Source organism: Alkalibacter mobilis (genome assembly GCF_015594845.1).
Taxonomy (GTDB): Bacteria; Bacillota; Clostridia; order Eubacteriales; family Alkalibacteraceae; genus Alkalibacter; species Alkalibacter mobilis.
Window position 1 is genome coordinate 99986 of sequence record NZ_JADNRK010000005.1, and the last position, 22089, is coordinate 122074.

A 22089-nucleotide genomic window follows, 5' to 3' on the forward strand; every position below is an offset into this window, starting at 1 on the left:
TTTTATTGATCTACTTTGCTGTAGAACCCAGATTGATCTTCATTTTGGTAAACAACCTTCCCAGCTGTTTGACTTCATCGGAATCAAATCCCGATAAGGCCTCTTCGCTTATGACATTCATGATTTTTTTTGTCTTCATAACTGTATCCCTACCGTATTCGGTGAGAAACACTCTGGTTACCCTTTTGTCTTCGTCGTCTTGAACCTTTTTTACGATACCGTTATTTTCCATGCATTTTAACATGGTCGTCAATGTAGATGGTTTGATGTTTATTTTTTTGGCCAGTATTTTTTGACTGAGTCCGCCTTCCTTTTCCAGGATAAACAGAAGGGGAGGTTGCCCGGGATAAACGTTTATCTCCTCCAGCAATTCATGAAGTCGTTTGTAATGATGTCTAAGAACCCCGCTAAATTCGTTGTAAACCTGATATTTCATGCTCAGTATGTCATCGCTCATCATTTCTCTCCCAATCTCATCGATTTTTATTATATAATTATAACATAAGCCAAACTTTAATTGTGAAACACAATTATTCTGATTTTTAAAAAAATTTATGATATCATGTATTTGACTTTCATTTTGTGAGGTGTTATATGAAGAAAATTTTATTTTACATTGCAATAGTCGCCGTTGTCGTTTTAATTGCCGGAAGTACCTTAGCCTACTTCTACTACAACTCCATGTTGGAGCCTGTCTCTGCAGAATGTGACCCTGTGGTATTTGAGGTAGAATCGGGTAGCACAGTGGCATCCATGGCACAGAGCCTGGAAGACAAAGGGTTGATAAAGAATGCTCTCGCTTTCAGGATCCATGTAAAGCTTGAAAATCATTTGAATCTGCAGGCTGGGCACTATGAAATCTCGCCTTCAATGAATATACCTGCTGTGGCAGAAAAGATATTTTCAGGAGACGCCGTATTTCCCGACACTGTTATCGTCACATTCCCTGAAGGGAAAACCCTTGACGAGATGGCCGAGATTTTCGCTAACCAAACCAATAATACCAAAGAACAGGTCATGGACATTTGGAACAGCGATGAATTTGTACAGAGCTCAATAGAAAATTACTGGTTCGTAACCGAAGAAGTAAAAAATCCTGATTTGAAATATCCTCTGAACGGATATTTTTTTCCAAATACTTATCATTTTAAAGATAAAGATGTTTCTCCTGAAGAAGCTGCAGAAATTCTTTTAGATGAAATGGACAGGGTTTTGAGCAAATACAGGGATTCCATAGATTCTACCGATTTGAGCGCACATGAAATTTTGACCATGGCTTCTATAATCGAATACGAGGCTATCTTTGACGAAGACAGACCTATTGTTTCCGGTGTTTTTTACAATAGACTTGAAAGCCGAATGAGACTTCAAAGCTGTGCCACGCTTCAGATGGCTCTTGGCATCCATAAGCAAATCTATTCCAATTCAGATATGGCCGTAGATTCACCTTATAATACATATCTTGTTGACGGTCTACCTGTCGGTCCGGGAAATTCTCCCGGTGAGCCATCGATTGATGCAGCAATCAATCCGGCCGAACACAATTATTTTTACTTCCTTTCCGATATTTACGGCGACAACAAGACATACTTCTCTGAGACATACGAGCAACATAACAAATTAAAAAACGAACTGCTGAAATAATTTGGTGCCCGATTTTTAACGGGCACCACTTTTTTTTGACTCCCAATACAACCAAGCAACTTTAGCGGTGTAATTTTGTCGAATCATTCCATCAGGGTCAATTTTGTTTTCAAGGTAACTGCTTAATCGATCCCACTCTTTTGCATCCAGTGACAGTTCCTTTCCATATAATTCCACAGCTTCTTCCAGAGTATAATTTCTAATTATAGTAGGATCAAAATAAAATATTTCAGGATAAATACCCATGTGCCAAAGAATATTGAAAGCAATATATATTTTGTTTCTGGCAGGGTCTTCCGGCTTGGATATTTTCAAGTGATCGCAGATATCACTTTTAAGATCTCTCCTGTAAACAAAAGAACTCAACATGCATACTTCCCTGCTGGCTTCGTTCATTTTCACAAGTTGCTCACCACTGCTGATTCCAGGAGTCATGGAAGCTACTACCACATCAAAGTTATTTTCCCAGCCAATCTCTTTCAGATTTATTTTTTCCCATGGTGCATTTATGAATTCAACATTTTCAATCCCCAATTTCGCAGCATTTTCTCTGGCATGAGTTATCATATTTTCAGAAATATCTATCCCCACCGCCTTTTCAAACTCTTTTGAAAGGTCATTTACGCATTTGCCAGGACCGCAGCCGATGTCCAAAACAGACTTTCCCCTTCCGTCAAAATTTTTCAAATCTAAAACCGTTTTAAGTTCGACACAATTGTCTCTGCCCCTGTTATTGAACTCATCCGCCCTTAGATTCCAATAATCCTTCAAGTCATCAAGTTCCTTCTCGTTGGGTTCTCTGTCCCACAACTTATAGAAATCATTGACATCCATTCTAAACCCACCTTTTCAATCAGCCATCTCTTTTAAACTCTCCAAATCCAGGATGGTGATTTGATTTTTTTTGTAATCTATAATACCTTCCTCTCTTAATTTTGCCATTTCTCGTGACATGGAAGGCCTTGAAACATTGAGAAAATCCGATAGCTCATTCCTGTTCATATCAAGGTTCAAAACCTTTCCTTTTGCTTTTTTCTGTTGATCTACAAAATATGCACTCAGTTTTCCCCTCATGCTTTTTATAGAAAGATATTCGACTTTTTTGTTGAGCATCAAAGCTCTGTTCGAAACTATTTTGAGCATATTCTGTATCAGGCTTTTATGCCACGAACACATTTTAGGGCATTGCCCCACTATGGCCGATTTGTCCAAAAGCATTACCGTAGTGTCTTTTGTTGCCTCAACCGTAACAGGATATATGGACTGATTCGAGAACGCTATCATCTCACCGTACATTTCGCCTGGATTTAAAAGGGATATCACTATTTTATTTCCCGCCATGTTTTCTTTGGTGACCGTTACCTGCCCTTCCAAGATGACTCCTATGGATATAAATGGATCTCCTGCCATGGCTATCAATTCATTTTTTTTGTATTTTTTTATTGCAGGTTTTAGACATGACAACAGTTGATCTATGCTGTAATCGTCGATATCTTCGAACAGTGGATTTTTTTCTAAAATTTTATAGTATTTATTTATCATATTATCTCCTCGTTTTTTGTATCTCCAGATACACAAAATATGAATTCATTATAATATAATGGGTATATAAATTGCAACCAAGGGATTTGTTAAATTTAAAGCTTGATATTTAAAAAACTTTAATATCCCACATACAAGGAGGAATTAAAATGCTGGAAAAATTATTCGGTTACACTTTGAAAACAGAAAAGACAATTGAAAAAATCGTTGATGATGCCAATGTAAACATCAACCACATGGTACTTCCAAATGGCGAGGGGTTACCTGAACATTTTGCCAACTCAAATGTATACATGATCGTAACAAATGGGACAATAACATTGCAATTGGACGAACAGGAAAAACACAGATATGATAAAGGAAGCATTATAAACATACCTTTCAAGACCAAGATGAATGTATTCAACGACAGCTGCGACCTGACAGAAATTTTCGTCGTCAAGGCACCCGCACCTTCGTCCATGAAATAAAAAACAAGCGCCTCACAAATTGATCGTGGGGCGCTTGTTTTATCCAAAAAATCTAGATTTTATTTTTTTTCTTTTCCTGATATTCAATAAAAACAAGACAAAAATCACAGCTACACTGGCATAAGAGGCCACTACCACACCTGGGTACGCAAATTCAAACTGAAATTGATGTTTGTAAATGATCCCGGAAAGTGTCCAAATATAAACAGCTCCGTAGACAATATCGTTCTTTTGTACAACAAAAGTCCCAATTATAAAAGTTGCAACCATCAAAATCAAGATAGTCCACAGTTCCTCTGATAATCCAAATCCACTCCACTCCAAATGAACAAGCAAAGCTGTAACATTTGCAATGGTGGCAACAGTTATCCAACCCGTATATAGTGAAAACGGGATCCCCACAAAAAATTTATTGTTTGGATCAGCAAATATATTTGAATGTATCTTATCGTAGATCAGCAACAATACAAGCAACAACAAAATCATGACGACGAGACTATACTCAACATAAAGATAATGCCATAAAACCAGCCACGCCGCATTCAATACGCAACTTATCAAAAAAAGCCACCCGATGTTTTCCACTACTTTTTTATCAGATTTTCTTCCAAAAAAATCATATCCATATACTACGAAAACAATCAAAAAAAAGTAGATCAATCCCCAGATCGAAAATACATATCCTGAGGGAGTGAATAGATTAGGGTAAAAATCAGAAATCTCGCCTGTGTTAAACCCATTTATAGGCAAAATGTTAGCCAGTGCATTTACAACAAGAACCAAAATCAAACCCAATGTATTTGCCGCTTTTAGTTTTGCGGGAACTATTCTATCGTTGAACACATAATCACACCCTTTTTTTTGAAATGATCCTGCTAACAGGATATGTCAAGGCGTAAACCAATATGGAAACCATTATTATTGATGCTCCTGAAGGAATATTGTACATGTATGAAAACCACATTCCTCCGATACTGGTAATAGAACCTATCAAAGTAGAGTATATCATAATTCTACCCAAATCTCGGGAAAAAATTTTAGCAGTTGCAATTGGGATGGTAAGCATGGCTATTGAAAGAACTATCCCTACGACCTTTATCAAAAAAACGATTCCGACTGAAATAGAAATGTATAATAAGTATTCCATAAAAGTTGTATTGATACCCAATATTTTCAGATACTCTTCATCAAAAAGATATCCTTTCAGATACCTGAAAAGGCTTATCGACAATAGGACGGTCATGAATGCTGTCAGCGCAAGTATCTTGACAAATCTTGATGATACTGTAAGGATATCTCCAAAAAGATAAGTCGTCATATCGGGAGGATATCCCGGAGTCAATGCTATGAATATTACTCCCAGTGCCATTCCCACAGCCCAGAACATACCGATAAGCGTATCAGCTTCAGTTGATGTTCTTCTCTTAATTGAAGCTATACCTAACGCTGCAGACACCGCAAACCCAACGCCCCCTATGAGAGGTTCTATTCCTAATAGAAATCCCAAACCTATCCCGCCAAAGGATGTATGCGCTATCCCGCCACTCATGCTTACAAGCTTTTTTTCAACTATTATGGTTCCTATTATACCGCATATGACACTGGACAGCAGTGCGCTGTAAAATGCATTCCGCATAAAATCGTATTCAATAAGCACTCCAATCATTCTTTTACGTCCTTTCTCCATGGTAGTGTTCGTGATTGTTTCTGCGTGAGTCTCCACTATATATTATTTTCTTGTTGAGCAACACTACGTGCCTCTTATTGTTGTTCAAATATTCTATATCGTGAGTCACCAGGATCACAGCTTTATCTTCATTAAATTTATGGAGGATCTTGTATATTTCATTTTTATTCTCGGCATCCAAATTTGCAGTCGGTTCGTCAAGAATCAACAAATCAGGCTCGGTGACCAATGCCCTTGCTATGAGAACTTTCTGAAGTTGTCCGCCGGACAACTCGCCAATCTGCCTATTTTTCAAAGTTTCAAGCCCTAATCTCTCAATAATATCATCGGTCAACCTTTTATCTTCCTCGGAATACCTGCTGAACATTCTTATTTTGGGTTTGATCCTGCCGGTTATTATCACATCATGCACGCTTATGGGAAAATTTCTGTCGAATTTAGTGTGTTGAGGTACGTATCCGATGCGCAGACCTTTTTTGATCTCTACTATTCCTGAAGAAGGTTTTACCAATCCAAGAATCGTCTTTATCAGAGTCGTCTTGCCTCCTCCATTAGGCCCGATTATGCTCAAAAATTCCTTATCGACAATTGAAAGGCAGACGCCTTCCAAAGCTTTTGTCCCAAAATATTCCACACTGATGTTATTGATGTCAATTATGTTCAAAGCCCACTCTCCTCACTTAGAACTTGTAAAAATGTATCTTTGATCTTCTTGAGATTTTCAATGTAGTCCGGCGCCAACGGTGCGAATTCCATCACGGTTCCACCGATCTCATCGGCAATAGTTTGAGCCTGCCCTTTATCGTGCTCCTGCTGGTAGAACACTACTTTTATCGAGTTTTCGTTGGCGTAATCGATTATTTCCTTTAATCTGGTTGCCGTTGCCTCCTTGCCTTCGGACTCGATTGGAACCATAGTTAAATCATAATCATTTGCAAAATATCCCAAGGATGGATGGTATATCAGAAACTTCCTGAATTTCAAGCCTTCCAGTGCTGTTTTTATATCCGCATCCGTTTCTTTCAGCTCATCGATATAGGCTTGCGCTCTTTCATGATAAGTTTTACTATTTTCAGGATCCGTCTCGGATAATTTGTCTCTGATGGCTTCAACCATGATCACAACTCTTTTGGGGGACATCCAAATATGGCTGTCCCTTCCCTCGTGTGTATGATCATCTTCATCTTCATGTGAGTGATCATCTGCAATTGCATCCACAGGTATTTCAGTACTATAATCGATGTGGGGATATACGTCGTCTACAATCTCATCGAGATGTACGATTTCCATATTTGGATTCAGATCTGCTGCCGTATCCAACAAACCTGCCTTTTCAGCTTCAACTCCTATGGCAAAATACAGATCTGACTTGCTAAAAACCATCATTTCCTTAGGACTCGGCTCATAGTTTTCCGGATTGCCTCCAGGCGGAATCATTGTGACAACATCCACAAGGTCGCCGGCGACCTCTTTAACGAATGTCTCTTGAGGAACTATCGATACTGCAACAACTACATTGTCAGCAGTATTGTCCAAGTTTTGCTGCCTGTCGCAGGACACAAGAAACAAAGCAAAAAATATTGCCAGTGATATATTGATGAATTTTAGTGTTTTCATATGCACCTCCAAAAATCTGTCATTTGCATTTAATTCTATTCTACTTTTTAAAAATTTCATCGTCAACTTAAAGGGTGAAAATCTCTGATCAAATTTCAGGACTTTGCCAATTTCACATTAATAAAGACGGTTTTACCGTCTTTAAAGAGTTATGACATCATAACCATTTTGAATGAATTTCATCATGGAAGGATGGCCTTTAAGATCATCCCCAAGGGGAATACCCAAAGTGGAATTGAATTCCAAAACTCCCATCTTTGCCGAACATGCTTTGCATATGCATTCGATCAATCCCAATTCCTTGGCTTTCAAGTACATGTTGTTTTTACTTTCTTCCAAGATTTTCGGCAGTAGAACCGCCTCTCCTTCAAAAACGATTTTTACCTCTCTTCCCTTTTCATGCATGTCTAAAGCATTTAGTAAAACATGTACAAAACACATTTCCTCACCTTTAAAAGCAAAGAATACAGTTTTTCCCATAATAGTCCCTCCTCAAATTCTATCTTTTTCAATGCGCTTGACATCTCTGTAAATAACCGGTGCAGTTCCGAAAAACACTTCCTTATCATAAGATGCCCGTTCCATCAACGACAGCTCCCTGGCAACCGTAGTTATGTTTCGTTTAGTATCGGGTTCTAGAATCCCTTGGATAGTTTCGCCGGTTTTTCTCCTGTAGTAACTATAATTTTTCCATAGACTGTTTATGATCTTATTTGTTTTCGATGGTTTTCGAAGCAAATCCATAATCTCTTTCTTGAAAAATTCTATATATTCTTCGTCGGGATCATGGTCAAGATTGGCAAGTTCATTTCCCTTTTCTCTTGCCCATGGCTCATCCAGCTCCTGGCAGATAAATTTGTACCTGTACCAAACCTCATAAATATCTCGTTTGTTTTTGATTTCAGCACTATCGATCCATAAAAATGCCAATAGCCTTCTCTTACAATCCCACCATTTTAAAGGGCTCTGCAAATCTAGAACAGGTATCAAAAAGTATCCTCTTTCAAATAGATGAGCGCCAAAAACCCCAGGTGGCTTTCCAATTCTTTTGTTTTTCAGGCTAGTCCTATAAACTCCACAGGAAGGACTGCCATCCAAATATACAAATGCCTTGACTTTTGATTTCTCCAAAATTTTTGCTCCAATATTGCATCCTTCAATGACATCTGAAGTCACATCCGATCTCGATCTTCCAATCACTCTTCCAGTACCGTCCCAAACATCTTTGCCGCTCTCTCCTGCTATATGAATGGGATCTCTCGGAACACCCAATCCTGAAAAGAGTTCCGGACAAACGGGAACCCAAATAAATGAACTTTTGTCCCTTCCCAAGTTGTCCAACATGTTCCAGCCTTTGCCATTATATCTTACTGGACTGCCCATACAACAAGCACTTATACCAAGTACCGGCTTTTCCGTATACAAAAGAGGTCCTTTATCCATATACAAAGTTCCCACCACCTATCTGCTCATTTGTGTTTAATAAATGTTCCCTTGTCGAGCTCCTCAAACGCCAATTGCAGTTCCTTTTGAGTATTCATTACAATAGGCCCGCCCCAGGCTACTGGTTCATTAAGTTTTTTACCTGAAAAAACAAGGACTCTGACGTCTCGGTCACTTGCTGCGAATTCAATGAAATCGCCGTTTTCGTATAAAAAACCTGTGCGTTTTGGATATACTTTCCCCTGGAAATTGCCGTTGCCGTCAATTATAAAAGCAAAAACCGTATCATCATGTCTGGTATTCAACTTAAACGTTTTTCCCGCTCTAACAATTACATCTAAAAAAATCGGATCCACTGACAGGTCTTCAACCGGACCCTTGTACCCATTGTAAATACCTGCAATGATACGCACTTCGCAAATTCCATCATTTCTAGCCAACACAACATCTTCTTTTCTTATGTCTCTATACGCTGGTTCCGACATCTTTTTCTTTGACGGCATGTTTACCCATAACTGGATACCCAGCATCCGGTCGCTTGCTTTGGGCATCTCTTGATGAATTATCCCGCTTCCCGCACTCATCCACTGAAAGCATCCTTCGTCTATGGTTCCTGAATTGCCCAAACTGTCGCCATGTTCTATTTTGCCGTTCAGCAGGTAAGTTACGGTCTCGATCCCTCTGTGCGGATGCCACGGAAAACCTTTTATATAATCTTGGGGATCTGTAGAGTCAAAAGAATCCAACAACAAAAATGGATCCAGATCTTTTACCTCGCCGTGAGCAAACACTCTCTTCAAGTTGACCCCTGCTCCATCTCTACTATCTTTCCCATGAATTTTGTTCTTGATTTTCCTCTCTATTGGCATGGTGCCACCCCCTTTCATATGAATAATACGCCATGTTGTCTAGATACCCGCCTTTGTGCAGAAATAAACTTTACAATTATCAATGATTTTATATATAACACCCTTTTTTAAATAATATATACACTTAATTTTAATTTACCCGAATAAATTTTTCTGGTATAATCAATTTATCAATTAAACATAAGAGGTAGCCATGAAAACATCATATCGATTATATATTCTTCTGACTGATACAGGTACTGTTTTAAACAGACTGATAAAAATGTACACCAAAGATCCTTATAACCATGTATCTATCGGTTTCGACAAGGAATTAAAGGATCTCTACAGCTTTGGAAGGAAAAAAACCAACAACCCCATCATCGGTGGATTTGTCAAGGAGAATATCAACAGCGGGATACTTTCGAATGCAAACTGTGCTGTATACGAAATGGATTTTATAAGCCCCATTCAGTACTGGAAAGTCCGTGAGTACATTAAACAGTTTGAACTCAACAGGGATAATTACCGCTATAATCTATTAGGATTATTCGGTGTTATGTTCAATATCAACATCGAACGTTGCGATGCGTTTTTTTGTTCACAATTCGTAGCTTCTGTATTTGAGTACAGCAAAATACCCTTATTCAATAAACCTTGTGTATTTGTCACTCCAGGTGATTTTCTGGAATCTCCGGCTCTTAGACTTGTTTACACGGGAAAAATGTGTGATTACAGACACTTCATATCCATCGGGGGAGGAACAAAAAAATTGAATTTTATCGATGATATACCGTCTCCCGACTTGGCAGGACTATTGCAAAGCAACTAAAATAAACCCCGGAAAATTCCGGGGTTTTCTTGCGTCCTAAATCAAAAGGCCAATGGGGCAATGATCCGATCCCATAACGTCAGAATAAATTATGGCATCTCCCATTTCTTTTTTAATACTTTCCGATACAAGAAAATAGTCGATCCGCCATCCGGCATTATTTTTTCTCGCATTGAACATGTAAGACCACCAAGTATATGCACCAGTTACGTCTGGATAAAAATGTCTGAACGAGTCGACAAATCCTGCTTTCAACAATTCTCTAAACTTTTCTCTTTCATCGTCTGAAAATCCCGCATTTTTTTTATTGGTCTTGGGATTTTTTAAATCAATTTCCGTATGAGCCACATTTAAATCACCGCAGAGTATCACTGATTTTGATTCCTTTAGAGTTGATAGATATTTTCTGAAATCATCTTCCCATTTCATTCTGTAATCAAGACGTGCAAGTTCCTTTTGTGAGTTAGGGGTGTAAACATTCACCAGGAAATAATCTTCAAATTCCAACTTGATCAATCTGCCTTCCCTGTCATGTTCTTCTATTCCCATGTTGTATTCTACGGAAATCGGTTTTTTCTTGGTAAACACCGCCGTTCCCGAATATCCCTTTTTATCAGCATAATTCCAGTAGGCATCATATCCATCAAAATTCAAATCCACTTGCCCTTCTGACAGTTTGGTTTCCTGCAGGCAAAATATATCCGCATCTTCATTTATGAAGAAATCTTCAAATCCTTTTTTTAAGCATGCTCTTATTCCGTTTACATTCCATGATATAAGTTTCATCAAAACATCTCCTTCCGTCGTTTCTATTATTATATATCTATTTCAAAAATTTTAAAACTTTTTGGTTGCCTTGTGGGTATATATAATAGGATGGCAAACATCAAAATCATGTCATGTTTCGGCATTAAAAATATACAGTGGAGGGCTTATTATGGAAACTGAATTGATCGAACGCATAAAAGGTGGATAATTAAAAAAAGCCCAACTGGGCCTTTTTTAATCAATAAGTTATTTTCCAAATAGATTAACAGCGGCATATTTTTCATATTCCAAAGCCAAACCTGCTGTCAGGGCGCATGCACCAAAAAATATGGTTCCTCCTTGGGGAGTCATGATGATAAAATCGACCATTCCATGAGACAGTATCAATATTTGAACAGCTCCAAGCAATGGAGCCACTCTATGACCCCTCCTTAGAAGCATCAAAAGACTTTTGTATGTTGATATTTTCATTATGGTGTACAATATAAATCCAATGGATCCAAAAAACACGAGTGTGGTGATCCATATATTATGCCCGTGGATATTTCCAATATTTTCTAAAATGCCCATCATTCCCCATCCAAAGAACGGTTTGACCCTGAACATTTCCAGACATTGGATCCACAATCCATTTCTACTGTTCAATTCGTGATTTACTTCCGGAGATAGCAATGCAAGAACTACAATTGCTAAAAAAACTCCCAACAATGCCTTTTTTGTCCTTTTTTTCCTTGTAAAGAAAGCGTATGCAAGCAGGGCAAACAAAAGTCCCAAAGTAGCCCCTTTAGATCCTGTAGCCACCACCGCCAAAGCAAATACGGCAATGGATGCCAAATATTTCTTCCTATTGTCCTTGTTCACCTCAATCAAGTATATTGCAACGAGAACCATGAACGCAAACCATCCCCCAGCAACATTGGGATTTCCAAATGTGGAATATATCCTGAAATTTTCGGCTTTTGGAACGTAGTTGGGGCTCCAAAAATAATTTGCTATCCAGGTCATATCGTAAAAATATGAGGCTAGCTTCTCGACTATACCCAAGATCCCGATTGGAAATGAAACCTTCCAAATCAGCTTGAAAAGCCCTTCAACTGAATTTTCCGTTTTGTAATTGTTTTGAAGATATATTCCCATTCCCCAAAATGCCAGCATCCCTAAAGAAGAAAGAGTTGACAGAAGGCTTTTATTCATTGCCCCTGTCAATAATGCCAAAACAAATAAAAGAAACAAGCTTGAGTTGTACGGTGTAAGTTTTATGGTGTACTTATTTTTTAAAGCAAGTGATCCTGAAGCTATAATCGGCAAAAAAGCCAAATAAGGCGATATGACAATTAATATTATTCCTATAAGCATATTTTTTCCTTTTCACATGAAATGTCATTTATTTTGTCTAATTGACTCTACTCTGATACATTTTAGCTTTTATCAACAATGTTTTCAACTGATCTTCATATTGTTTACTAAAATTTTACTTGATAAATTTACCGTTTTCTCACGCTTACTTCGCCTGAATCCAGAATTCCAGTATCTCCATTCTCATATCTTACCAACAAGCCGCCGTTATTCTCAATTCCCAGAACAGTTCCCTCTCTATTCCCATCATGTCTTATCACTACAACATCCTTACCTGTCAAATAAGACTTTTCCCTGTATTCTTCGATAACTGAATCAAATTCATCGTTGTAGTAAATATCTTCAAAGTTGTTCAAAAACCTTGCTGCAATTTCATTTCTGTTTAAATCAACTTTTGCAGATTCAGACATAAATGCAGCCGTATCTTTTATTTCATTCGGCAAATCCTCACTTTTGCCTGTAACATTTATTCCTATTCCCACTATCACATACTCAAGTGTCCCGCTCTCCATTTCCAGAGAAGCCTCGGTCAGGATCCCTGCTACTTTTCTGCCATCCACAAATACATCGTTCACCCACTTGATCTGAACATTTCCGGAAACGAATTCTTCAATTGTTCTGGAAGCAGCAACAGCCGCCTTCACTGTAATACTCAAAGACTGTGCAGGGTCGGATTTAGGTCTTAACAATATACTCATATATATTCCCTGTCCCTTTGGTGAAAAGAATGTCTTTCCTCTTCTTCCCTTGCCCTTAAGTTGTTCTTCCGAGATTATTGCCGTTCCTTCCGAAGCTCCATCTTTTGCCAGTTGTTTAAGCATATCATTGGTGGATTCCACCGATTTGTGCAGATACAGTACTTTACCTAATTTTTTAGTGTTCAAATTGTTGCCGATCAATGTTTCTGATAAAATGTCCGACAAATATTCCAAATAATAACCTTTATTGGGCAGAGATACCACAGGGTGTCCATCTTCTGCCAATTTTTTAATGTTTTTCCAAACAGCACTTCTGGTAATGCCCAATTCTACTGCCAGTTCTTCCCCGGAAAATACTTTTCCCGGGTTCAATTCAAAAAATTCCAAAATCTTTTCTCTGTTTGTCATTATAACCTCCAAGGTAAAGTTTTAGCGCTTCGATACTGATATCCTTCTTTAAAAAGCGGCTTCGCCTTCATGCGACAGCCGCTTTCTTTCTATTTTTTGTTTTCAAATGTAAGTTCGTCATCAATATAATCTACCAGAATTGATTGTCCTTTATCAACATTTCCCATCAACAATTCTTCCGACAGTCTATCTTCGACTTCTTTTTGGATCGTTCTTCTCAAAGGTCTCGCACCATACTCCAGGTTTGTACCTTTTGCTGCAATATACTCTTTGACCTTAGGCGTAAATTCCAACTCGATATCCATATCTTTCAATCTCTTCGACAGTTGATTCAAAAGAATGTCGATGATATCCCCGATGTGTTTGTCATCCAACTGATGGAAGACGATCACTTCATCGAGCCTGTTTAAAAACTCTGGTCTAAATGTCCTTCTGAGTTCCTCCATCACATTGTCTTTCATCTTGTCGTACTCGTCCAAGCTTTGATTTTCTGAAGCTGAGAACCCAAGAGTTTTTCCCCTTTTGATCGTATGAGCACCCACGTTTGATGTCATTATAATAACTGTGTTCTTAAAGTCCACAGTTCTGCCCTTGCCATCTGTAAGACGTCCATCTTCGAGTATCTGAAGCAATATATTAAAAACATCCGGATGTGCTTTCTCGATTTCATCAAGCAAAATCACAGAGTATGGTTTTCTTCGGACTTTTTCGGTCAACTGACCGCCTTCGTCGTAGCCCACATATCCCGGTGGTGAACCTATCAATCTTGAGACTGCATGTTTTTCCATGTACTCGGACATGTCAACACGAATCATAGAATCTTCATCGCCAAACATTATCTCCGCCAAGGCTTTACTAAGTTCTGTCTTACCTACACCGGTAGGTCCCAGGAATACAAATGAACCAATCGGCCTTTTAGGATCCTTCAATCCCACCCTGGCTCGCCTTATGGCTCTTGAAACTGCTTTCACAGCTTCATCTTGGCCGATGACTCTTTTGTGCAGGATCTCTTCCATATTCAGCAGTTTTTCCGATTCTTCCTGAGCCAATTTTTTCACAGGAACTCCAGTCCAGCTCGACACGATTTGAGCTATGTCATCTCCTGTTACTTCTCCGGCAGCACCCAAGTCGTTGTTTTTTTTCCACGATTGTGTCACTTCATTCAATTTTTTCTTTGCCTTGTTTTCCAGATCTCTGATTTCCGCTGCTTTCTCATAATCCTGAGACGCAACCGCCTCTTCTTTCTCATGCTTGTATTTTTCGATCTCTTCTTCAAGATCCTTTATGTCCGGTGGTGCAGTCAACAAACTAAGCCTTATCTTTGAAGCTGCCTCATCTATAAGATCTATGGCTTTATCCGGAAGGTACCGATCATTGATGTACCTGTCGGATAGTTCAACTGCAGCCAGTAAAGCTTCATCTGTTATGGAGACCTTGTGGTGAGCTTCGTATCTGTCTCTTAAGCCTTTTAGTATCTCTAGGGCTTGCTCTTTTGTGGGTTCTCCTACTTCCACAGGTTGGAACCTTCTTTCCAAAGCAGCATCTTTTTCCACATATTTTCTATATTCATCCAAAGTAGTTGCTCCCACTGCCTGAAGCTCTCCTCGAGCCAATGCAGGCTTAAGGATGTTCGAAGCGTCTATTGCCCCTTCTGCAGCCCCTGCTCCTATTATGGTATGCATTTCGTCGATGAACAAGATTATATTTCCGGCTTCCAATATCTCTTCCATGGTGTTTTTCAATCTGTCTTCAAATTCACCCCTGTATTTGGCTCCAGCAACCATGGATGACAGATCCAAAGACACTACGCGTTTATCCTTAAGGTTTTCAGGAATGTCACCTGAAGCGATTTTTTGAGCCAATCCTTCTGCCACAGCTGTTTTTCCCACTCCAGGTTCACCGATCAAACACGGGTTGTTTTTAGTTCTCCTGCTCAATATTTGTACGACTCTCTCAATTTCCTTTTCTCTGCCAATTACGGGATCAAGCCTTCCTTCGCTGGCCATCACAGTCAAGTCCCTGCCGTATTTGTCCAAATTCTTTGTATTACTGTTTTTGGCCTGTTGAGCTTTGGGTTGCTGCGTTGTTGTGGTGTTCATCAATTTTATGATCTCTTCCCGAATTTTTTCAAAATCCAAACCCAAATCGCCCAGCAACTTGGCACCGATACCTTCGCCTTCTCTTACCAAACCGAGAAGAATGTGTTCTGTTCCTATGTAACTCTGATTGAGGGCTCTTGCTTCCATTAGACTCAACTCAAGTATTTTTTTTGTTCTTGGAGTGTATCCGATTATTTCATCTACCGGCTCGTCTCCTCTTCCTAATAATCCTTCGATTTGTTTCATTATTTTATCATATGTCACACCCATATTCTTCAACGCCAGTGCTGCTATTCCTTCACCCTCTTGGATCAATCCCATCAGCAGGTGTTCAGAGCCGATATAATTATGATTTAGTTTTTTTGCTTCCTCTTGCGACAACATTAAAACCTTTTGAGCTTTTTCAGTAAATCTTCCAAATATAGCCATTTTAACTCCTCCTAATCCATTATTAATTGATTTCTAATATGTTGTGCTCTTATTCTATCTCTGTCAGCATCTTCGATGCCTATTTTATATGTTTTAGCCAATATTCCCGGTTGAATGTCGGACATCAGTCTATTAATTATGGATATGTCTTGGTCAATCAGTTCCAAATCAGAACCCAACCTTACCAAAGACAACAGCTTCAGGCTTTCTTCAGGATCCATGGTCCTGGCATTGGTCAATATTCCATATGCCCTGAAAATTTTATCTTCAAGGAAGATCCTGTTATTGTGTAAAATCTCATAACGGATGTCCCGTTCTTTTTTTATTATTTCCTTTGCAACATCATGAAGCGTATTTATGATTTCCTGCTCGGTCACGCCCATGGTATTTTGATTGGAAACTTGATAAAGATCCCCCAGCGCCTGGCTGCCTTCACCGTAAATCCCTCTGATAGTCAATCCGAATTTAGCCAATGTCATGGTCATAGTGCCAATTTGGTTGTTCAATGTCAACGTGGGTAAATGAAGCATAACGGAAGCCCTCATTCCCGTTCCGGCATTGGTTGGACATGATGTAAGATACCCGTATTTTTGGTGATATGCAAACTCTACACATTCTTCCAACACGTCATCCACCTTGTTTGCTGTATTATAGGCCTCCTGGAGCTGAAAACCTTCTTTGATGCACTGTATCCTGACATGGTCTTCTTCATTGACCATAATACTCACATCTTCGTTTTCGCTTATGAAGACAGATGCTCCCCAATGTTTTCCCAGCTCGGGGCTGGTCAGATGTTTTTCGACCAGCATCTTCTTTTCACCGGCATCGATCTTACCTATCATAATTTTCTTAAACTCAGTGGTCAGTGTTTTTTGATTCATCAAGCAGCTCTCAACAGATTCGACTACCAGCATTGCTCTTTTTTCCGGCAACAATACTGGAAAGGGCATGTTTTTTATATTTCTGGCCAATCTTACCCTGCTGCTGATAACGATGTCCCTCTGTTTGTCTTCATTTCTCCAAGATACCATTTCATGCCTCCCAAATCAGCCTTTTGAGTTGACCCCCTTGGCCAATTCTTTTATTTTATCCCTTAATATGGCAGCCTCTTCATACTCTTCCTTTTCAACTGCTATTTTCAATTGCCTGTCCAGATCTTCGATCTCTCGTTTTCTAACAAGATCTTCATTGCCATTTTTGATCATTTTCCCCGTATGAACATTTTTTCCGTGCATTCTCTTTATCATCGGTGCTATCATGGGCTCAAAAGCATCATAGCAGTGTTCGCATCCAAATTTACCGTGTTTCTTGAAAAATTCATAGGTCATGCCGCAATGATCACACGTCAAATCTTCATCTTTAACTGCTTTTTTGTTTGAACCTGCAATATCTTCGGTTAAATTCGTAATGAAATTGGTGTAATCGAAAATATTCTTGCCTATTTGCTCCAAGGATGTACACTGATCGCATAAATGCATTTCCTTCTTTTTTCCGTTGATTATTTTTGTAATATGTATTGTGGCTTGTCTCTCATTACAGTTTTCGCATAACATAGCGATCACTCCCTTCGATCATTATTTTCCCGACTCCCGGCGATTACCTTGTAAACCGTACCTCTGTTTAAATTCAGCAGCTCTGCTATTCTCCTGATTGAGAAGCCGCCCATATTTCTGGCCAGCAATATCACTTTGTTTCTATGAGCGATATTTTCTTTATACCCAAGTTGGTTTAAATCAATATGGTTTTTTTTAAGATATTTATCGATCTCCAAAACCACGGATCTTTCGACACTTTCCTCAAGATCCAGAAATATCTCCCCGGTTTCTTCAACCATGTAAACTATAAACTTTTTCAGCGCTTCTTTCCTTTGACTTGAAAAAAGCATGAGGATCGTATCCTGGTTGATGAATTTTTCTCTGGAATCTTTCAAATACTCGTTATAACTGCTCCAGGGATAATCACACTGCCTATTTACATAACCACTCTTGACAGGATTGTTATGGACAAACCTGATCATCTGCAAAAGTTTTTTATGATCTTCAATAGCTTCGCTTTTAAAGCGGTCGTAAAACACTTGTCCCCTTGAATCGTACTTTTTATTGTAATATACCGCATAAGCAACATTTATCCTTTTCATGACATTGGAGATATCTTCCGATTGTTCTTGAATTATAAAATGTCCGTGATTGTTCATTATGCAATAGGCGTATAGGCTGATCAAATTATCATCCAAGACTCTTTTTACGATTTCCAACAACTTCTCTTTGTCACTTTTGTCCTGAAAAATATCGCTTTGAGCGTTTCCTTGGATCAATATATGATAAAATCTGCTTTTACTAGTTTCTCTGGGATTTCTTGCCACTATATTCACCCTTTCGAATCGCACGGTTGACAACAGGGACGGTTCTATCTGTCAACTTAATTTTATCACATAATAAATAAATGTAAAGAAAAATCCCGAACAATTAAATTGCCCGGGAAATATTATTTTATTCATTTGATTCTTCATGAGCCTTTTCTATTACTTTATCGGCAAATTGGGTCGGCAGCTCTTCATATCTGGTAAACTCCATGGAAAAATCTCCTCTGGCATGAGTCATGGATCTTAATTCCGTAGCGTATTTAAACATTTCCGCATATGGAGCTTCTGCAATTATCTTTTGCTTTCCATTTTCTGTTGGCTCCATTCCCAAGATCCTTCCCCTCTTTTTGTTAAGGTCCCCCATAATATCGCCCATATAATCATCGGGAACGGTAATTTCTACCTTATAAATTGGTTCCAGAATTACCGGATTTGCTTCCTTTAGTCCTTTTTTATAAGCAAGTGACGCCGCCATCTTGAATGACATTTCATCAGAGTCCACTGCGTGGAATGAACCGTCGAATAGAGTGGCTCTCAATCCCACTACAGGATATTTTGCAAGAACCCCTTCTTTTATACAGTCGCGAAGTCCCTTTTCAACTGCCGGTATAAAGTTTCGAGGTACCGCACCTCCAACTACCTTGTCTACAAACTCAAATTCAATGTCTGTATCGCCAATTGGTTCAAAATCGATCCATACATGTCCGAATTGCCCTCTGCCTCCCGATTGCTTTTTGTGTTTGCCTTCAGCAGTAGCCTTCTTCTTGATAGTTTCCCTGTAAGGTATCTTCGGTTCTGCCAAACTAACCTCTATGCCAAATTTATTCTTGAGCTTTTCGCATACGATCTCTATGTGCATCTCGCCTAACCCAGAAATCAAAGTCTGTTTTGTCTCGGCATTTCTTTCTACATGAAGAGTCTGATCTTCTTCCTGAAGCTTTGTAAATCCACTGCCGATCTTGTCTTCATCGCCTTTGGATTTTGGTTCGACACCCAGTGAAATGACCGGTTCGGGAAAAACAAGTTTTCTAAATTCGACTGGATCTTTTGGATCGCATAGACTGTCTCCTGTCACAGTATCCGTCAACTTGGATAATGCGCCCATATCTCCTGCCTGAAGACTTTCAACTTCTATTTGCTTCTTGCCTCTCAGGATATATATATGGTTTACTTTTTCCTTTTTATTCTTGTTTACGTTAAGCAGCTCCATTCCAGATTGTAAAGTTCCGGAAATCACTTTAAAAAGTGACAACCTTCCAACGTATGGATCCGCAATAGTCTTAAATATCTGTATAGCAACAGGGGAATTGCTGTCATATTTTTTAATTCCTGATTCACCGCTGTTTTGCCTGTCGTACATTTCACCCAGGGTGTCTTCCGGCGAAGGGAAATATTCTATTAACATGCTTAAAAGAGTTTCCACCCCTATGTTCAATGTTCCCGATGTACATAAAACGGGAATCAGCTCTCCCTCAAGAACTCCTTTTCTAAGCCCTGCATGGATTTCAGAATTAGTCAGTTCTTCTCCTGCAAAGTACTTTTCCATAAGATCTTCGTCAGATTGAGCAACCGACTCCATTATCATTTCTCTGAATGGTTCCAATTTAGCCTTGAGATCGTCTGGGACGGGCATGTCAAAACATCGGTCACCCTTTCTTTCGCGGCCTTTCATGTCAACGACATTGATCACTCCGTTAAATTCAGGACCCTCTCCGAATGGAAGCTCGAAAGGTACCACCTTATTTCCGAATTTTTCCTTTAGATCTTCCATAATTTTTTCAAATTTTACATTTTCCCTGTCCATCTTGTTTACGACCAAAACAGCGGGAATTTTTTCATTTTCTATCATTTCCCAAGACTTTTCAGTTCCAACTTCAATTCCTGACAATGCGTCAAGAACCAAAACCGCACCATCAGCTACTCTTAATGAACTGCTTGCTTCCCCCAAAAAATCAAAATAACCGGGAACATCAATTACATTGATCTTATGTCCCCCGTATTCCAACGGAACAGTTGTAGCATTTATTGATATCATTCTCTTGGTTTCTTCACTGTCGTAATCGGAAATTGTGGTTCCGTCCTCCACCCTTCCCATTCTGTCGATAATTCCTGCATTGTACGCCATAGCTTCCGTCAAAGTAGTCTTTCCACTGCCGCTGTGCCCTAGAATTGCTACATTTCTGATATTGCTTGTTGGATACGTTTTCATTGTTGCTCCCCCTCGCCATTGATTTTTGTTTTGTGTACATATCCATGTTACATGCAAAGAAAATCTAATATTGCTATTATTTTATAATAATTCCGACACTTTTTCCATAACTATCTCAAGAGTGATCCGTCAATAAGTTATTTTTTCTCTCAACTTCTTTATAATTTTTTTCTCCAAACGTGATATCGTCATTTGGGAAACGCCCAACTCTTCGGCGATGTCGCTTTGACTTTTATTGTTGTAGTATCTGTCTACTATTATTTTTTTGTCATATTCGTCCATTTCATCAAAAATGTTTTTTATTAAATCCTTGTCCTCAACTTCGGATATATTCGTGTCTTCTATCCCCAAGACCTCAAACAATGACAAATCATTCTCATCTTTTGAGTTGCTGATCCTTACATCAAGGGATGTAGGTGAGTAAGCATAGCTGCCTTCCATAGCCTCTATGACCTCTTCTTCAGAAACTTCAAGATATTCTGAGATATCTTTTATTGTTGGAGTTCGCATGAGTTTGTGCTGAAGGTAGTCCTTTGACATATTTATTTTACGGGACAATTCTTGGATCCTTCTAGGTACTTTGATGATCCATTCCTTGTCTCTAAAATATTTTTTGATTTCTCCAAGTATGGTTGGAGTGGCAAAACTGGAAAACTCATAACCTTTGGAGGGATCGAACCTTTCGATGGCATAAATCAGCCCCAAGCTGGCTACTTGAAAAATATCCTCGTACTCAACACCCTTGTTGATGTACTTTTTTGACAATATTTCAGGTATGTACATGAATTCCCCAAAAATTCTGTTCCTGACATCAATGTCCTTGGTGGCTATGTACTGCTCAAAAAGCGCTTCTGTGTATTTTTTTTTGTCTTGTTTTTTCGCATCAACTTTTGCCGAGACTTCCCTTACCATAAATTACTCCTCTAATTGTTTTATCATACGAATTACAGTTCCCCTGTCACCGGTACTTTTGACCTCGACCTGATCCATCAGCGTTCTGATTATGTACAACCCCAATCCATTCTCCTTGGGATTTTCCAAATCCGGAGTTTCAACATCTGATACTGCAAATCCTTCACCCTTGTCACGAACATCTATTATCAATTCCTTGTCCGAAACAAAATAGTCTACGTTGTAGCTGTCTTTGGGGATCTTGCAGCCATGCTTCATAGCGTTTGTACAAGCTTCGCTGACTGCAACCTTCAGATCTTCGATAGCATCCACATTAAAGCCCATCCTGTTTGCTATACCGGATAGAGTTAGACGGGCTACACTGACAAACTCGGGAACACCGGGCAAAGTCAATGAGATTTTCACTCTATCTTCCTTGTTTTGAATTTCCATATTATTTTCCTCCGTTTACTCAGTAACAAAAATCTTGTTTAGCCCTGTTATTTCGAAAAGTCTGGAAACATTTGATTTCATATTTGAAATCTTTATGACAGTGTCCGGATTCTTTCCTTTGACCCCGATTATAGCTCCAAGGCCGGTGCTGTCGATGTAATCAAGTTTTTCCAAATCGAATATTATCTCTTTACCGGATACATCCTTGACCTGATCCAATTTTTCTTTCAACATATCCACTGTGTAAATGTCGACTTCTCCTATAAGCGAAATCTGTACTTTATCTGCTCCATCGTTGACACTTATTGATAACATATCCCTCATTTTCCTCCC

At 39.0% G+C, this 22089-nt stretch carries 24 protein-coding genes; 3 read left to right on the top strand and 21 right to left on the bottom strand.

The features are described 5' to 3' along the window. Window positions 1-10 precede the first annotated feature (10 nt). On the bottom strand, window positions 11-457 hold the full coding sequence (locus tag IWB18_RS04530; RefSeq protein WP_195682420.1) for a MarR family winged helix-turn-helix transcriptional regulator: 447 nt from the start codon (window positions 455-457) through the stop codon (window positions 11-13). Between the two features lie 137 nt (window positions 458-594). On the opposite strand from IWB18_RS04530, the gene mltG reads away from it, so the two are divergent. After that, a complete protein-coding gene (mltG, locus tag IWB18_RS04535; RefSeq protein ID WP_195682421.1) occupies window positions 595-1644 on the top strand; it encodes an endolytic transglycosylase MltG in 1050 nt (349 codons plus the stop codon). Window positions 1645-1659: 15 nt separating this feature from the next. On the opposite strand, the gene IWB18_RS04540 is transcribed toward mltG, so the two are convergent. Together IWB18_RS04540 and IWB18_RS04545 are read right to left on the bottom strand one after the other, a co-directional pair. After that, entirely contained in the window at window positions 1660-2478 is an 819-nt protein-coding gene (locus tag IWB18_RS04540; RefSeq protein ID WP_195682422.1) for a class I SAM-dependent methyltransferase, read from the bottom strand. Between the two features lie 15 nt (window positions 2479-2493). After that, on the bottom strand, window positions 2494-3186 hold the full coding sequence (locus IWB18_RS04545) for a Crp/Fnr family transcriptional regulator (RefSeq protein ID WP_195682423.1): 693 nt from the start codon (window positions 3184-3186) through the stop codon (window positions 2494-2496). Window positions 3187-3335: 149 nt separating this feature from the next. Between IWB18_RS04545 and IWB18_RS04550 the strand changes: the two genes are divergently transcribed. Continuing rightward, window positions 3336-3656 carry a cupin domain-containing protein gene (locus IWB18_RS04550; protein ID WP_195682424.1) on the top strand — a complete coding sequence of 107 codons (321 nt, stop codon included), beginning with the start codon at window positions 3336-3338 and terminating at the stop codon, window positions 3654-3656. Between the two features lie 39 nt (window positions 3657-3695). Here IWB18_RS04550 and IWB18_RS04555 read toward each other — a convergent pair whose 3' ends face one another. The 7 genes from IWB18_RS04555 to IWB18_RS04585 all read right to left on the bottom strand — a co-directional run bounded on the left by IWB18_RS04555 (window position 3696) and on the right by IWB18_RS04585 (window position 9272). Next, window positions 3696-4499: a tryptophan-rich sensory protein gene (locus tag IWB18_RS04555; RefSeq protein WP_195682425.1), complete on the bottom strand. Its 804-nt coding sequence runs from the start codon at window positions 4497-4499 to the stop codon at window positions 3696-3698. A 4-nt stretch (window positions 4500-4503) separates the two neighbouring features. Then, on the bottom strand, window positions 4504-5322 hold the full coding sequence (locus tag IWB18_RS04560) for a metal ABC transporter permease (RefSeq protein ID WP_195682426.1): 819 nt from the start codon (window positions 5320-5322) through the stop codon (window positions 4504-4506). Window positions 5323-5326: 4 nt separating this feature from the next. Then, window positions 5327-6007 carry a metal ABC transporter ATP-binding protein gene (locus IWB18_RS04565; protein ID WP_195682427.1) on the bottom strand — a complete coding sequence of 227 codons (681 nt, stop codon included), beginning with the start codon at window positions 6005-6007 and terminating at the stop codon, window positions 5327-5329. After that, window positions 6004-6960, bottom strand: coding sequence for a metal ABC transporter solute-binding protein, Zn/Mn family (locus tag IWB18_RS04570; protein WP_195682428.1), 957 nt, complete (start codon window positions 6958-6960; stop codon window positions 6004-6006). Before IWB18_RS04570 ends, IWB18_RS04565 begins: the two co-directional genes overlap by 4 nt. A gap of 141 nt (window positions 6961-7101) precedes the next feature. Next, window positions 7102-7440 carry a DsrE family protein gene (locus IWB18_RS04575; RefSeq protein WP_195682429.1) on the bottom strand — a complete coding sequence of 113 codons (339 nt, stop codon included), beginning with the start codon at window positions 7438-7440 and terminating at the stop codon, window positions 7102-7104. Window positions 7441-7452: 12 nt separating this feature from the next. Further along, the gene (locus tag IWB18_RS04580; RefSeq protein ID WP_195682430.1) at window positions 7453-8403 is read right to left on the bottom strand and encodes a DUF523 domain-containing protein; all 951 of its coding nucleotides are present in this window, start codon (window positions 8401-8403) and stop codon (window positions 7453-7455) included. A gap of 26 nt (window positions 8404-8429) precedes the next feature. Continuing rightward, window positions 8430-9272, bottom strand: coding sequence for a pirin family protein (locus IWB18_RS04585; RefSeq protein WP_195682431.1), 843 nt, complete (start codon window positions 9270-9272; stop codon window positions 8430-8432). 193 nt (window positions 9273-9465) lie between these two features. Here IWB18_RS04585 and IWB18_RS04590 point away from each other — a divergent pair, with 193 nt between their 5' ends. Beyond that, the gene (locus tag IWB18_RS04590; RefSeq protein ID WP_195682432.1) at window positions 9466-10083 is read left to right on the top strand and encodes a C40 family peptidase; all 618 of its coding nucleotides are present in this window, start codon (window positions 9466-9468) and stop codon (window positions 10081-10083) included. Window positions 10084-10119: 36 nt separating this feature from the next. Here IWB18_RS04590 and IWB18_RS04595 read toward each other — a convergent pair whose 3' ends face one another. From IWB18_RS04595 to IWB18_RS04645, 11 genes are all read right to left on the bottom strand, one after another. After that, on the bottom strand, window positions 10120-10869 hold the full coding sequence (locus IWB18_RS04595; protein WP_195682433.1) for an exodeoxyribonuclease III: 750 nt from the start codon (window positions 10867-10869) through the stop codon (window positions 10120-10122). 228 nt (window positions 10870-11097) lie between these two features. Further along, window positions 11098-12207, bottom strand: coding sequence for an O-antigen ligase family protein (locus IWB18_RS04600; RefSeq protein ID WP_195682434.1), 1110 nt, complete (start codon window positions 12205-12207; stop codon window positions 11098-11100). 128 nt (window positions 12208-12335) lie between these two features. After that, window positions 12336-13313 carry a biotin--[acetyl-CoA-carboxylase] ligase gene (locus IWB18_RS04605; RefSeq protein WP_195682435.1) on the bottom strand — a complete coding sequence of 326 codons (978 nt, stop codon included), beginning with the start codon at window positions 13311-13313 and terminating at the stop codon, window positions 12336-12338. A gap of 89 nt (window positions 13314-13402) precedes the next feature. Further along, window positions 13403-15835, bottom strand: coding sequence for an ATP-dependent Clp protease ATP-binding subunit (locus IWB18_RS04610; RefSeq protein WP_332310662.1), 2433 nt, complete (start codon window positions 15833-15835; stop codon window positions 13403-13405). A 17-nt stretch (window positions 15836-15852) separates the two neighbouring features. After that, window positions 15853-16872, bottom strand: a complete 1020-nt coding sequence (locus IWB18_RS04615; protein WP_195682437.1) for a protein arginine kinase — start codon at window positions 16870-16872, stop codon at window positions 15853-15855. 15 nt (window positions 16873-16887) lie between these two features. Beyond that, window positions 16888-17394, bottom strand: coding sequence for a UvrB/UvrC motif-containing protein (locus IWB18_RS04620; protein WP_195682438.1), 507 nt, complete (start codon window positions 17392-17394; stop codon window positions 16888-16890). Window positions 17395-17399: 5 nt separating this feature from the next. Beyond that, window positions 17400-18203 (bottom strand): transposase, encoded by an 804-nt coding sequence (locus tag IWB18_RS04625; RefSeq protein WP_195682439.1) that lies wholly within the window; start codon window positions 18201-18203, stop codon window positions 17400-17402. Window positions 18204-18330: 127 nt separating this feature from the next. After that, window positions 18331-20412 carry an elongation factor G gene (fusA, locus tag IWB18_RS04630; RefSeq protein WP_195682440.1) on the bottom strand — a complete coding sequence of 694 codons (2082 nt, stop codon included), beginning with the start codon at window positions 20410-20412 and terminating at the stop codon, window positions 18331-18333. Window positions 20413-20541: 129 nt separating this feature from the next. Beyond that, the gene (locus IWB18_RS04635; RefSeq protein WP_195682441.1) at window positions 20542-21324 is read right to left on the bottom strand and encodes a SigB/SigF/SigG family RNA polymerase sigma factor; all 783 of its coding nucleotides are present in this window, start codon (window positions 21322-21324) and stop codon (window positions 20542-20544) included. Window positions 21325-21327: 3 nt separating this feature from the next. Continuing rightward, the gene (locus tag IWB18_RS04640; protein ID WP_195682442.1) at window positions 21328-21756 is read right to left on the bottom strand and encodes an ATP-binding protein; all 429 of its coding nucleotides are present in this window, start codon (window positions 21754-21756) and stop codon (window positions 21328-21330) included. 15 nt (window positions 21757-21771) lie between these two features. Then, entirely contained in the window at window positions 21772-22071 is a 300-nt protein-coding gene (locus IWB18_RS04645) for an STAS domain-containing protein (protein WP_207740749.1), read from the bottom strand. Window positions 22072-22089: the final 18 nt, after the last annotated feature.

Bases quoted from the DNA above. Each gene is read 5' to 3' on its own strand.
- IWB18_RS04530 (WP_195682420.1), bottom strand. From the start codon at position 457: ATGAGCGATGACATACTGAGCATGAAATATCAGGTTTACAACGAATTT.
- mltG (WP_195682421.1), top strand. From the start codon at position 595: ATGAAGAAAATTTTATTTTACATTGCAATAGTCGCCGTTGTCGTTTTA.
- IWB18_RS04540 (WP_195682422.1), bottom strand. From the start codon at position 2,478: ATGGATGTCAATGATTTCTATAAGTTGTGGGACAGAGAACCCAACGAG.
- IWB18_RS04545 (WP_195682423.1), bottom strand. From the start codon at position 3,186: ATGATAAATAAATACTATAAAATTTTAGAAAAAAATCCACTGTTCGAA.
- IWB18_RS04550 (WP_195682424.1), top strand. From the start codon at position 3,336: ATGCTGGAAAAATTATTCGGTTACACTTTGAAAACAGAAAAGACAATT.
- IWB18_RS04560 (WP_195682426.1), bottom strand. From the start codon at position 5,322: ATGATTGGAGTGCTTATTGAATACGATTTTATGCGGAATGCATTTTAC.
- IWB18_RS04570 (WP_195682428.1), bottom strand. From the start codon at position 6,960: ATGAAAACACTAAAATTCATCAATATATCACTGGCAATATTTTTTGCT.
- IWB18_RS04575 (WP_195682429.1), bottom strand. From the start codon at position 7,440: ATGGGAAAAACTGTATTCTTTGCTTTTAAAGGTGAGGAAATGTGTTTT.
- IWB18_RS04580 (WP_195682430.1), bottom strand. From the start codon at position 8,403: ATGGATAAAGGACCTCTTTTGTATACGGAAAAGCCGGTACTTGGTATA.
- IWB18_RS04585 (WP_195682431.1), bottom strand. From the start codon at position 9,272: ATGCCAATAGAGAGGAAAATCAAGAACAAAATTCATGGGAAAGATAGT.
- IWB18_RS04590 (WP_195682432.1), top strand. From the start codon at position 9,466: ATGAAAACATCATATCGATTATATATTCTTCTGACTGATACAGGTACT.
- IWB18_RS04595 (WP_195682433.1), bottom strand. From the start codon at position 10,869: ATGAAACTTATATCATGGAATGTAAACGGAATAAGAGCATGCTTAAAA.
- IWB18_RS04600 (WP_195682434.1), bottom strand. From the start codon at position 12,207: ATGCTTATAGGAATAATATTAATTGTCATATCGCCTTATTTGGCTTTT.
- IWB18_RS04605 (WP_195682435.1), bottom strand. From the start codon at position 13,313: ATGACAAACAGAGAAAAGATTTTGGAATTTTTTGAATTGAACCCGGGA.
- IWB18_RS04615 (WP_195682437.1), bottom strand. From the start codon at position 16,872: ATGGTATCTTGGAGAAATGAAGACAAACAGAGGGACATCGTTATCAGC.
- IWB18_RS04620 (WP_195682438.1), bottom strand. From the start codon at position 17,394: ATGTTATGCGAAAACTGTAATGAGAGACAAGCCACAATACATATTACA.
- fusA (WP_195682440.1), bottom strand. From the start codon at position 20,412: ATGAAAACGTATCCAACAAGCAATATCAGAAATGTAGCAATTCTAGGG.
- IWB18_RS04635 (WP_195682441.1), bottom strand. From the start codon at position 21,324: ATGGTAAGGGAAGTCTCGGCAAAAGTTGATGCGAAAAAACAAGACAAA.
- IWB18_RS04640 (WP_195682442.1), bottom strand. From the start codon at position 21,756: ATGGAAATTCAAAACAAGGAAGATAGAGTGAAAATCTCATTGACTTTG.
- IWB18_RS04645 (WP_207740749.1), bottom strand. From the start codon at position 22,071: ATGTTATCAATAAGTGTCAACGATGGAGCAGATAAAGTACAGATTTCG.